Source organism: Microcoleus sp. Pol12B4 (assembly GCF_036701385.1).
Taxonomy (GTDB): domain Bacteria; phylum Cyanobacteriota; class Cyanobacteriia; order Cyanobacteriales; family Microcoleaceae; genus Microcoleus.
Genome location: NZ_JAUBQR010000059.1, coordinates 17,742 through 31,102 on the forward strand (window position 1 = coordinate 17,742; position 13,361 = coordinate 31,102).

Here is a 13,361-nt window from a genome sequence, read left to right on the forward strand (position 1 = left end):
AAGGAGGAGAAGAAAAACAGTTAAAAATATCAGTATTTTCACCTTCTGTTTTCTTTGGGCTTTCGGTATTTTCACATTCTGTTTTCTGGATAAGTGCCTAATGCCTTCAGTTGTACTACTTTCAAACCAGAAGGCAACTGTATGCCCGTGCGCCAAACCATAATGGAATTAGTCATTGCCAATCTAAAATCTAAAATCTAAAATGGTATTAGTCCTCTCCCCCATGGGCTTTTTTGGGCTGCTGACTTTGTTCAAAAAGCTAAATTGAAAATAAAATTATAGAATAAGAATGGCTCAAGCTATTTATAAATTTTTATTGTTCTGTCCCCTCCCTGGGAATTTGGATATTGCCACAGATGACAACAGACTCTTTCAACCTGTCTCTCCTAGAGCGGGCGATCGCAGCGTCGAACAACAGCATCTTAATTGCGGATGCTCGCAAGCATGACACACCTATTATCTACTGCAATCCTGCTTTTGAGAAACTGACCGGTTACAGCCGCGAAGAAGTTATTGGACGCAACTGCCGATTTTTGCAGGGTCCCGATACCGATCAGGCCGAATTAAATAAACTCCGCCACAGCTTGCAAGCGGGAACTGAAATTCAGGTAGTTCTCAAAAACTATCGCAAAGACAAAACTACTTTTTGGAACGAATTAATGGTTTCCCCCATCTTAGATAATGAGGGAAAATTAACTCATTTTATCGGAGTTCAGAACGATATTAGCAAGAGAGTAGCAGCCGAAATAGCCAGGGAAGAAAGCGAAGAAAGATTGCGCGTTATCGCCAGTACGACTCCCGTTCCTATGTTAATTACGCGCTTAGAAGACAGCGTTATTTTGTATGCAAATCCTGCTCTAGCTAAAAGTTTAGGTTTGAGTTACGAACAACTTATCGGACGCAAAAAACTGGCACTTTATGCCAATATCAATGACCGCCGTCAATTGATAGGTTTAGTCAAACAAAATGGCTTTAGCGACAGCAAAGAAATCTGCCTCAAGAAAGCAAATGGCAGTTTGTTTTGGGTAAAAATGTCGATGCGAGCGATTAATTTTAATGGCGAAGCCGCAATTTTATCGGCATTTTACGATATTACCGATCGCGTAGAAGCAGAAACAGCACTACGGCAAAGCGAAGCGAGGTTTCAAAAACTGGTCGCCAACGTTCCGGGAATGATTTATCAATTTCAGTTAGCAGCAGACGGTACTGTGTCATTCCCCTACGTCAGTTCCGGCTGCCGCGAACTCTGGGAATTAGAACCAGAGGTACTCCAAAATTCAGCTATTCCCGCTATAGAAATGATTCATCCAGAGGATGCGCCCAGCTTCCATGAATCAGTTGCTATCTCAGCTAAAACTTTAGAGCCTTGGCGGTGGGAAGGCAGATTTGTTTTTCCGGGCGACCGGATTAAGTGGATTAGCGGGGCTTCGCGACCCGAACGGGGCGAAAATGATAACATTATTTGGGATGGCTTGTTGATTGACATTAGCGATCGTAAACTTGCAGAATCAGCACTGCGGCAAAGCGAAGCCAGATTTCAAAAAATGGCCGCCAACGTGCCCGGGATGATTTATCAATACTTGCTACATCCCGACGGTTCCGATAAATTCATTTATGCCAGTTCAGGCTGTTGCGAACTCTACGAATTAGATCCAGAAAAAGTTCAAGAAAACTCGGATTTAATGTGGTCAACGGTGCATCCAGAAGACCTAAAAGTCCTTTTAGAATCAATCGCAATTTCCGGCGACACTTTAAAACCTTGGATATATGAAGGGCGGATCGTAACGCCATCTGGAAAACTGAAATGGATTCGCGGCATCGCCCGCCCCGAAGCGCAACCTGGGGGCGATATACTGTGGGAAGGAGTGACAATCGACATCAGCGATCGCAAGCTAGCAGAAATCGCCCTCAGCGAGTCAAAAATCGCCCTGCAAGAAGCCAACCAAGAACTTGAAAAGCGCGTCCTCGAACGTACCGAAGCCTTGCAAACATCCCAAAATATGCTGTGGTTGGTAATCAATAATATCCCTCAGTTAATCGCCTGGAAAGATCGAGATTTAGTTTACTTGGGAGGTAACAAAAACTTTGCTAAAGTTGCAGGTTTCAATCACCCCAGCGAAATCGCTGGTCTCACGGACTTCGATATGCCCTGGAAGCCGGAAGAAACAGAAGTTTTTCGAGCCTGCGACCGCCGCATCATGGCAACTAACACCCCAGAATATCACATCATAGAATCCAAAATGCAAGCCGACGGCACCCAGTGCTGTCTGGATACAAATAAAATACCTTTACACGACAATTCCGGCAATGTAGTCGGCATTTTGTCTACGTTTGAAGACATCACCGATCGGCTTTCCCTAGCAGCTAAAGTTCGTGCCAGCGAGGAACTATTTCGCACAATTTTTGAAGATGCGCCAATCGCTATATACTTAGCTAACTTAGATGATAACAAGTTAGTGAGAGTTAATAAAACTTATTGCGAAATGCTGGGATATACCATAGCAGAATTGCTAAACAAAACTTTTATAGAACTTGGGCATCCCGACGATTGTCCAAAAAACATCCAAGTTGTTGATTCTCTTGAGCGGGGAGAAACTACTCACTATCAAATCGAACTCCGCCAAATTACAGCTACTGGTAAAATTGTTTGGGTAAATGTGACAGCTACTTTAATTCGAGACGGCGAAGGAAAACCTATTTACAAATTAGGGATGATTGAAAATATAACAAACCGCAAAATTTCCGCCGCCGCACTCCAAGCTTCCGAATCTCAATTAAGAAAACAAGCCACCCAATTGCAAGAAGCCTACGAACAACTACAAAACGCTCAAATCCAATTAGTTCAATCCGAAAAAATGTCGAGCCTCGGTCAGATGGTGGCTGGGATCGCCCACGAAATCAACAATCCTGCAACTTTTATTAACGGCAATATTTCTCACACTGACAACTATTTTCACGATTTAGTTGAACTGGTAAGTCTCTACCAGGAACACTACCCGTCCCCAGTGCCTCAGATTGCTAGAAAAATTAAGGACTTAGAGTTAGATTTTCTGAAGGAAGACTTGCCAAAAATGCTAAATTCCATGAGATTAGGAGTAGAAAGAATCAGTAAAATTGTGTTGTCGCTGCGGAACTTTTCGCGACTGGATGAATCAGAAATGAAGTTGGTAGACGTTCATGAAGGAATTGACAGTACACTGTTAATATTGCAGCACAGATTGCATCATGCAAATATAAAAAGCCGGATTGAAATTATTAAAGAATACGGAAAAACATCCAAGATTTACTGTTGTCCGGGTCAGTTAAACCAGGTATTTCTCAATATTATCAGTAATGCGATCGATGCTCTAGAAAACCAACCGCAACCTCGGACTATCGTGATTCGCACCCTCATGAAAAAAGCTGATCTGAAAAGCCACAGTAAAAACCAGCTCAGTGATGGCGATCGCATTGTAATTTGCATCGCCGACAGCGGCCCGGGAATGACGGAAGACGTTCGCAAGCGGCTATTTGATCCCTTCTTCACCACCAAACCCGTAGGGTCTGGAACTGGCTTGGGATTATCCATCAGCCATCAGATTGTGGTAGAAAAACATAAGGGAAGCCTGCGGTGCATCTCAGCGCCCGGACAGGGAGCGGAATTCTGGGTTGAAATCCCCTGCTGAGCGATCGGAAATTAATCTAAAAGTTTAAATATTTAACTTTTAATTCCCAATTGCCGTCGGTGCTTGAGTTATCAGGGTTTTGAATTAACCGCACTCAGAGGCCGGAACAAATCGCACTCAGCGGTGTGCTAGTCTGCTGCCCTTATTCGCTAGGCAAATATGCTGAAAAAACTACCTTTATCCTGGTCTCGCTACATTCCAGCCGCGTTGACGCTAGGTTTGGGTGTGGGACTGTCGCTTCTGACATTCGCCTTGGTTTGGGACTGGGAAGACAAGCGCCGCGACTACGAAATGCACCGCCGCATTGACGATATTTCGATCGGCATCGAACGCCAGCTCAACTCCGACTTAGATACTGTTCTCGCCCTCAGCGACTACATGAAAGCCTTCAGCGCCGTCGAGCGTTCCTCTTTTGCCCGGTTTGTCACCCGTCCCCTATCCGTCCACCCCAGCCTGCAACTCCTGGCTTGGGCCCCCCGCGTCCCCACTTCCGAGCGCCGCAACTACGAAACCAAAGCTAGAACCGAAACAGATCCCAGCTTCGAGATTACAGAGCGTGGCCCGCGAGGAGAACTCCGCAAGGCTCTCCAGCGTTCAGAATACTTCCCGGCTTTCTACGTCGAACCACCAGCCGGAAACGAGACAGTATTAGGCTTTGACCTCGCCTCCCACCCAGAAATCCGCGTCGCGCTCGATCGAGGACGCGATACAGGAGAAATGATTGTCACCAACTACATCGGCTTAACTCAGGGTAATTCCCCGGAACAGGGTCTTTTGGCTATAGTTCCGATTTACGAAAACAGTAGTAAACCGACTACCCTGGAATCCCGTCGCCAACTGCTACAAGGATTTGTTCTGGGCGTATTTCGAGGCAAAGATATTTTCCAAACCTCTTTAAAAGGACGCAATACCGACTACCTCACTATTTATCTCGTTAGCGAGGCTCCAGACAAGCAACAAGCAGCGTCGCTGTTACCGCAAAGGGTCAACCCGGTTCTCAAAAATCTCCCTGCTGAGGGCCAAATTCAGCAATTTGCGATGCAGTTCCAATCCGCGAGTCAACAAGTGCTTCCAGCATCAGCCGCTGCTGACCGAGCCCTGATGCAAAACTGTCCGATTCTTGACAATCCAGGCCCGAACTATACAGCTTGCAGAAGGCGGCTGAAAATTAGCGGCCGTCAGTGGTCTATGTACGTGTCGGCAACGCCGGAAATTCGCAGGCTTCGCAAGCACTGGCGCTCTTGGGGAACTCTGACGATGGGGATGCTGTGGACTTTGATTCCGGTGACATATATGCTGACAGCTTTGAGCCGCACCGCCCAAATCGAAAAGCTAGCCCGAGAAAGAATTCGCCAAGCCGAACAGTTACAGGCTGCTTATCTACAGTTGGAACTCGAACAAGCTAAATCCGAGCAACTGCTGCTGAACGTTTTGCCCGCAGCGATCGCCCTGCGCTTGAAGGACAATGAACACAATATCGCCGAAAGTTTTGCGGAAGTGACTGTGATGTTTGCCGACATTGTGGGGTTTACAGAGCTTTCGTCGAGAATTTCAGCGACGGCGGTGGTAGAAGTTCTCAACGATATTTTTTCAGCTTTTGACCACTTGGCAGATCGCCACGGTTTGGAGAAAATTAAGACTATTGGTGACGCTTACATGGTTGTCGGCGGTCTGCCTACGGCCAGAGAGGATCACGCCGAGGCGGTTGCGAACATGGCGATCGATATGCTACACGAAATTCGACTCCTCAGTTTAGAACATTCGGAACCTTTCAGCATTCGGATCGGGATTAGCAGTGGCCCTGTCGTTGCCGGCGTCATCGGCTTAAAAAAGTTTATTTACGACCTCTGGGGCGACACAGTAAATATTGCTTCGCGCATGGAATCTCACGGGATTACCGGCTGCATTCAAGTCACCGCCGAAACCTACGAGCTATTAAAAGATAAATATACTTTTCAGAAGCGCGGCGCTATTCAAGTTAAGGGCAAGGGATACATGGTTACTTATTTACTGACTGGGAAAAAAGATTATTGACACTCCCCGTTCTTTCATAGACGGGGATTCTTGGGGAGCATCTCAATTTTTGTAAAAAGCATCTTTGGTATAAGCAAGCGAGGGGGGACGCTCGCACTAGAAAAGCTTGCACACAGTTATTTTTTAGCTCGAATCACTAAATCAATTAACTGTTCTCTTCCCCAGAGTTGTACGCCATTCGCTTGAGCCAGTTTATGAGCATTGGATGTAAACATACTGTTTGTAATAACGATCGCATCTTGCCCCCCGTAATACTTAACCGCACTAACGACTTCTTGCACGGCGGAATTTCCCACTTTTCCTTGATAGCGTTTTGCCTGGACAACGGTTTTCTTGCGGGCTTTAGAGAGAATCAAGTCCGCACCAAAATCCCCCGTTTTGGGTGTCATTTCGACCGCATAACCGAGATTGCGGAAACAGCAGGCTAAAAATTCCTCAAACTCTTCTCCCGTCATGCGATCGACCTGATCGATTAAATACCCAATCTCTGGCACTTCTAACCGCGTAGAACCTGCTAAAATCTGCTTGAATTTTTTCAGCAGAATTGCACTCAACTTAGTAGAAGGAGAATGAGAAGATAAGGGGGGAGCTTGTGATTCAGTATCTATTAAATTCGCAATCTTTGGCACGTCTAATCGCCCAGCAACTTTTATGATTTTTTGGAAATTTTGCAGCATACTCGAACTCAACTTATTAGTAGAAGGAGAATCAGAAGATAAAGAGGGAATTTGTGATTCAGCTTGGACTTCAGTTTGTGCTTCAGTGGCTTCCGATACCCCATCCTCGATCGAAGTTTGCTGGGCTGGCTTTTGAGCTTGCTTTCTTTTGCTCAAAACAGCCCGTTGAATTGTCAGCAAAATTTTCCCCTCTTGTTGATTAATTTCACCGTCAGCCTCGATGATCTCAGTGCATCGCTTTAAAAGTGGTTCGGCAAAGTCAAGTTCGAGTTGTGCGAGTAAAATATCCAACTTGGGAAGCAATTTAGACTTATTTGTCACAGCTTCAATCTCAGCTAAAGTCCTGGGATTTAAATTCGCCGCTCGTAATTCCGGTAATAACTCATCCCATCGGGTGAATTTTTTGCTGGCATAGACGACATACACCAAAATCCAATCCATCACCGTTTCTTGTGCGATCGCTGTCTCTAAATATTGCTCACTTTCCGCTTGCAATACCTCTTGTAAATCTTCGAGCTTGGTTTCGATTTCCGAGGAATCGAGATGCGCTTCATAAAACCGACAAGCACCGTATCCCAGCGCGTAAATCATTGTCGCACTGGCGCTAGCATTAATTACCGCACCCGCCAAGGGAATATTGCTGACAAGCGTAACTCCAGCTTCGATCGCTAAATTGCTACCCAAGGACAAACCAAAAATAGCGACAACTTCTGCTTTGCGATCGCTCGATCGCAAATCCATGCCATAGGCGGCAGCAATTTGATAAACCAACTCGGCAGATAAGGCCGTCATTGCCGCTAAATCCATGCCAGACAACGCCAAAGCCACGCCGGGAACTAAACTGCTCACCAAGCCACTTCCTGCCGCTAGCAAGGCTTTTTCCACCATCAAGTGATGTGCGATCTCTTCGGGTTTCTCGTGAGGATATTGGCGCTGTAACTCTCGAACTTGCGCCTCGGCAGTCACGACATCAACAGCATCTATAGCATTAACTAACCAGTCGATTTTGAACTTTTGGGTCAGTTTTTTCAGGATAGGACTCTGCGAAATAAAAACTAGAGATGAACCAAAAAAATTGGGAACTTGCATTGCTGCACTTCCCGCACTCGCCGCTGCATTCCCCACCGCACTCGCGGTATTAACAAAAATCGCACTTCCCGCACTCGCCGCTGCATTCCCCACCGCACTCGCGGTATTAACAAAAATCGCACTTCCAGCACTGACGGCTGCATTGCCCACCGCACTCGCCGTATCAACAATCGCACTTCCAGCACTCGCCGCCGCACTCCCCACCGCACTCGCCGTATCAACAATCGCACTTCCAGCACTGACGGCTGCATTCCCCACCGCACTCGCGCTTGCAGAGACCGCTCCGAACACGGAACCGAACCAATTGGATGTATCCTCTGGTTTAGCCTGCACCTCTGATTTGGATCGATCCTTGGTTTCTGATACTTCGGTTGCTGAGAGAACTTCTGGTGAGTGGGTGCTGTCTATTTTGCTTTCGTTGTTATCTAGCATGGCTTTACTGTGGGTTGAGATTTTCAATGCAGCTTTTTGAGCAATGCGTTGGATTGACACTCCCCACTCGCGTACAGATAGGGATTCGTTACCTGGTAATAGTGTAGCGCGATCGTCCCGCTGGCGATTTTTCGTCTTTTGCAGTGCCAGCAGGACGCTCCCCATCCCTCATCTTTCAACCATTAAACCATACTCAAAGACATCAATTCATCTGTCATTTCAAAATTCGCCGTCACACTTTGCACATCATCCAAATCTTCCAGTGCATCCATTAACTTCAGGAGCGATCGAGCTTTTTCAGGAGTGTCTATTTCCACTGTATTGCTGGGAATCCAGCGAGTTTCCGACTGCAAAACAGCAAAATTTTTTTGTTTCAAAACATCAGCCAGTTGTTCCAAATTAGCCACGCTTGTAAATACCTCTGCACCTTCATTATCCTCATCAATTAATATCAAATCATAAGATTCCGCAGCCGCCTCTAGCGACGCTTCAAACAATTGTTCCTCATCAATCGGGCCGCGTACAGTACAAACTCCTTTGTGGTCAAACATCCAGCCCACACAACCAGTTTCGCCCAGGTTGCCACCATTTTTAGTAAAAGCTTCTCGCAAGTCAGCCGCTGTGCGGTTGCGATTGTCTGTCAGCGCTTCAATCAGAATAGCAACCCCGCCAACGCCGTAACCTTCGTAGCGAATAGCTTCTAAATCCGAACTTCCCCCCGCCAAGCCAGCACCTTTGGCGATCGCCCTTTCTATGTTTTCATTAGGAATACTCGCCGCCTTGGCTTTTTCTATAGCCGTCCGCAGTTGAAAATTCCCAGCGGGATCGGGAACTCCGCTGCGAGCCGCGACAATAATTTCGCGAGATATTCTAGCAAAAACTTTGCCTTTAACGGCATCAACTCTAGCTTTTTGGCGTTTAATATTCGCCCACTTACTGTGTCCAGCCATACCTATTTAAGCTTTTCGATTTAAAATGTGCGATCGAGATTAAACAATAACACCCAGATTCGGACTAATCAGATTAACGTAGGGTGCACCTCGGCGCACCTTACACACATAGCATAAAATGCGATTTTTGGCACGAATCTCAACTTTAATTAAACCGGATCGCGGCTTCAGAGTCAGTCAAGTGAGAAGTATCGCCATTAAGTGCGATCGACCATTCTCCTTCACTCCGCACCACCTTCACCAAACAGCACAAAGAAGCGTTAATTTCCGTTTCAGCACAGCCCGCCAGCCCGATCGCAGTTCCTAAAACCGACGCACCGTGACCTACCAATAACATATCTTCGGGAAACTCAGCCGCGAGGCGTTTAGCCGTTTCCCCCGCCCTTTTGAGACAAGCTTCCCCAGTTTCGGGATAATTAGCAATACCGCCTTTGTAAGAAGCATCTATCCTGGGAAAACGCCTGCACAAAGCTTCGACGGACTCAGTTTCCGGCATTTCTGTCATCCATTCAGGATTCAGCCATTCGCACAATCCCCAATCTAGTTTAATTGACAAATCGAGAGCTTCGGCCGCATGATTTGCTGTTTGGACAGTTCGCAGAAAAGGGGAAACAAAAACATGAGAAATTCCTTCACCTTTGAGGCGATTGGCGAGTTGTTTAGCTTGAACGTGACCGTCTTCAGAAAGGTGAGGATCGTAGCGGCGTTCTGCGGTGAGAAACCAATCGGGGTTAACGAAGTCGATGCGGTTTCCGTGTCGTGCGATCCAGACTGTTTGCGGCATGAGTTGGTTTGAGTTTGGCTTCTAGGTGTAATATTATATCAAAGTTTGGTAATTTGATTTGTTGCGAAGCTATTGATGAGATTTTTTAACCACAGAGGCACGCAGATAGACGCAGATGGATGGTGGATTTGGTAATGGGTGATGGATGCGATCGTGTTTTTAAATTTACAGTAGATTTTGCCATGTATTCAAAATCAGGTACGCAAGCGAGCTTTTTCTCGATATCTTAAAAAAATCGCAAAATATCTTGAAAGACATCGACGTTAATCTGCTCTTTTCCGATCGAGGAAAAATTTATAAAATAACTTTAGTCACCCTATTTCTATTTCATTCCGCGTGGCTCGGACGAAAGTTGGTGTAACCGCGAATTACATTCGCCCTCTAACTCGCAGCATTTTATTCCCGCCTTTTTGAAACTCATAAGGAGCCTCTTGAATTTCTACACTAAAACTTTTCTTTTTCAATTCTGTGAGAATCGGATTTAAGTGTTCTGATTCCTCCCCGCTAAAACTCTGCAATAGAGGGAATACCCGGACTTCCTTCGCAATCCGACACATCTCTTTAATTGCTTCCAGATGAAATTCTTCGGAAAGCAGGTGAGAATAAGCAAATAAGAAATGGCTGCACAAAGCTAAATCGAATTTACCGTTCTCGAAAGGCAAAACTGGCAGCTCAGCAGTAATGTATCGGCCTTGCTGTAAGCCAGAGGGAAAATCTTCTAAAAATTCCTGCATCGCCTTCATTCGCACTTCGCCTAGCTGGTACGGCGATTCAAAATTATTCCACAGGTAGCCGTCTACATTTGCCTTAACACCGTCAATCACAGTTTGATATGTTTCTTGGATGCGATCGCCAATTTCCACCGCAGTAAAGTGATAAACTGGATCGCAAGAAATTACCTTTTTACCTTGGCGAGTCATTTCGGCATTGAAACTTGCTGGGCCGGCGGCACAATCAAGAATGTTTAGCTTGAGGTCACTTGATGTCAAGCTAAACATTCCTATGTATTCATCCAAGCAGCGTCCCCAGGGAATTACTTGATCCAGTTTTAGTGACACTTGTCTTTGTCCTGCAGAGAGAATTATTTAACATTTTACCTCTAATACGGGCGTTTTTTTTATCCATTTCCTTGGCGGGTTGATTTGTATCCCGAGTTATGTATGAAGAATTTTGCTCAAACGAGATCCTAATCTTGATAACAGTTGGCGGGCTTTACAGTTTCTTTATAAACAAGGTACAAAATAGTTAAGTGCGATCGCACAATTTTTATGATTCCACCTGTGGATTTTGCAGCGAAGCGAGGCTACACTGGACAGCAGGGAAAATAAACTAAAATCCACTAGCTAAATCGCTCTCGTTCATTGGCAGGCTGCAACCAGGGAAGAAAGATGAAACATACCGTTCAAACCGCTACAAGTCTGAGTTTGTCAGCACTCCTGGTGCTATTGAGTTCGCTGCCCAGTATCGCTCAGTTGCCTGCCGTCAGAAATCCTGCGCCCGCTAGGAACCCAAACCAACCGAGAGTACCGCCGCCGCCACCTCCGGGTTCGAGTTTGCCGGCGAGTGGCAATTCTGGTTCGCTGACACCAGAAGCAGCTTATACTTTAGGCCCGGGCGATCGCATTGCTTTAGATATCTTCGGCGTTCCTGAATTCAGCAAGGAATATCAAGTGTTAGTTGACGGGACGCTCAATTTGCCTATCATTCGCAGCGTATCAATTCAAGGGTTGACCCTGCAACAAGCAGCTAATGTGATTACCCAGCGATACGAACCCTTCATCAATGTTCCCGTTGTTACCGTGACAGTGATCGTCGCTCGCCCCCTAAATATAGGTCTTGCGGGTGAAGTTACTCGCCCGGGTTCCTACAAGATTAATCCCACTAGAGAAGGAGGAGGAGTAAAATTCCCCACTTTGATGGAAATGCTGCAACTTGCACAAGGGGTGACATCAGCAGGAGACATGCGAAATGTCCAAATTCGTCGTCCCCGCAGAGGCGGGCCGGAGCAAGTTACTAATGTTGATTTGCAGGATTTTTTAGACACGGGAAATTTGCGTCAAGATGTCACGATTAGAGATGGAGATACAATTTTTGTACCGACAGCAAGGGCTCTGAATACTCAAGAAGTTCGTCAAAGAGCCAGTGCTAATTTTTCCGCTGATATTACTAAACCAATTGGCGTGGTAATTGTCGGAGAAGTAAACCGGCCGGGGCCTTATACTGTATTTGCTTCGGATGTGCGATCGAGCAACCAACAAACAGAGTTGAGTTTTGTATCTATCGACCAACAGCAAGGAGCAGTTGTAGGCTTACCAACAATAACTAGAGCACTGAAGATTGCTGGTGGTATCACTACAGAAGCTGACATTCGCCGCGTGCAAATCCGCCGCCGAGTCAGAGGTGGCAACGAACAAACTATCATGGTAAATCTGTGGGATTTGCTGCAAAAAGGCGACGCAACTCAAGATATTTTGCTGCAAGAAGGAGATAGCGTAATTATCCCAACTGCGGCTACTGTAGACTTGGCTGAAGTTTCTCAAGTCGCAAATAGTAGTTTTTCTCCGAACGCGATTAGCATCAATATTGTAGGGGAAGTAATTAGGCCTGGGGCTTTGCAGGTGCGGCCTAGTACCTCCCTTCACCAAGCTTTGTTGACCGCAGGCAGTTTCAATCAATTACGAGCTAAAAAAGACAAGGTAGAACTCTTGCGTTTGAACCCCAACGGTACTGTTTCTCGCCGCACGATAGAGGTAGATTTTGCTCAAGGGTTGAATCCTAATAATAACCCCACTCTCCGCAACGACGATGTGATTCTGGTAGCGCGATCGGGCTATGCTAGGGTAGGAGACAATATCAACAGTTTCTTGCAGCCAATAACAGGAGTTGCAAGTGGGATCAGCGCTGTTAGTGGCGTTTTTACGGGGTTTCAAGCAACTATCAATGCTTTTCAAAACTTATTTTTGGGAGGGGATTTCGAGCGGCGAAATCAGCTCAGGCAGATTCGCGAACAACGTCAAGACAGACAAGAGCAACGTGAAGACAGGCTGCTAGAAAGAGAGCTACAACGTCAAGATAGATTGCAGCAAGCAGAAGACAGACGCTTGCAACTGGAAGACAGACAGCGGCAAATCGATCTGCAAAATCGGCAACTTGAGATTCAGCAGCAGCAAATTCAGCTCCAAAATCAGCAGCCGCAGCAAATGCAGCCACAAACTACGACAACTACTCCTTGATATCTAGTCAGGTAAAATAACCCTTATAATTTTGTAGTGAGGACTTCAGTCCTTCAGTCCTCCCTGCAACCAAATTGATTAGGGTCGTTAAGTTCAAAACACACGATTCAAGTCCGCAAGGAATTTAAAGTAATAATTTAAACTAATAATTTAAACACGTATTATCTCATAAAAATTGCGAGTTGTTAAGAGAATATTAAAAATATTTAACAAAACTTTTCTGTATATATCTAAACCTTTAGCATTGAGGTGAACACCGTCAATTGTTAAATTTGCATTGAGAGCTTTTTCCTTAAACAATGCTTGTATGCCGCGATATTCAACAGTCATATTTTCAGCGGCTGCTACTCGATTGATGAGACCATTGATTTCGTCAACTCTAGCAATTGTTCCTGCTAATTTAGGATTGTAGCTGGCGGAAAGAGTTGAGTAAAAAGCAGGAATCAGAATAATTTGTTTTGTTCCGATCGATCGCATCACGGCGATCGCCTCTTTTA

7 protein-coding genes and 1 pseudogene are annotated in these 13,361 nt (G+C 45.8%); 3 read left to right on the forward strand and 5 right to left on the reverse strand.

The genetic code is table 11. The features are described from left to right. Positions 1-356: 356 nt before the first annotated feature. Together QUA38_RS10930 and QUA38_RS10935 are read left to right on the forward strand one after the other, a co-directional pair. Complete coding sequence (locus QUA38_RS10930) at positions 357-3,665, forward strand: PAS domain S-box protein (protein WP_333161647.1); 3,309 nt, start codon at positions 357-359, stop codon at positions 3,663-3,665. A gap of 159 nt (positions 3,666-3,824) precedes the next feature. Next, complete coding sequence (locus QUA38_RS10935) at positions 3,825-5,699, forward strand: adenylate/guanylate cyclase domain-containing protein (RefSeq protein ID WP_333161649.1); 1,875 nt, start codon at positions 3,825-3,827, stop codon at positions 5,697-5,699. A 116-nt stretch (positions 5,700-5,815) separates the two neighbouring features. Here QUA38_RS10935 and QUA38_RS10940 read toward each other — a convergent pair whose 3' ends face one another. From QUA38_RS10940 to QUA38_RS10955, 4 genes are all read right to left on the reverse strand, one after another. Beyond that, positions 5,816-8,062, reverse strand: coding sequence for a restriction endonuclease (locus tag QUA38_RS10940; protein WP_333161651.1), 2,247 nt, complete (start codon positions 8,060-8,062; stop codon positions 5,816-5,818). Between the two features lie 17 nt (positions 8,063-8,079). Next, positions 8,080-8,847: a YebC/PmpR family DNA-binding transcriptional regulator gene (locus QUA38_RS10945; RefSeq protein WP_333161653.1), complete on the reverse strand. Its 768-nt coding sequence runs from the start codon at positions 8,845-8,847 to the stop codon at positions 8,080-8,082. Positions 8,848-8,992: 145 nt separating this feature from the next. After that, positions 8,993-9,631, reverse strand: coding sequence for a histidine phosphatase family protein (locus QUA38_RS10950; RefSeq protein WP_333161655.1), 639 nt, complete (start codon positions 9,629-9,631; stop codon positions 8,993-8,995). Positions 9,632-9,999: 368 nt separating this feature from the next. Next, entirely contained in the window at positions 10,000-10,689 is a 690-nt protein-coding gene (locus QUA38_RS10955; protein WP_333161657.1) for a class I SAM-dependent methyltransferase, read from the reverse strand. Between the two features lie 330 nt (positions 10,690-11,019). Between QUA38_RS10955 and QUA38_RS10960 the strand changes: the two genes are divergently transcribed. Continuing rightward, a complete protein-coding gene (locus QUA38_RS10960) occupies positions 11,020-12,864 on the forward strand; it encodes a polysaccharide biosynthesis/export family protein (protein ID WP_333161659.1) in 1,845 nt (614 codons plus the stop codon). A 150-nt stretch (positions 12,865-13,014) separates the two neighbouring features. On the opposite strand, the pseudogene QUA38_RS10965 reads toward QUA38_RS10960, so the two are convergent. Then, positions 13,015-13,361, reverse strand: a pseudogene (locus QUA38_RS10965) (SGNH/GDSL hydrolase family protein); the annotation flags it as partial.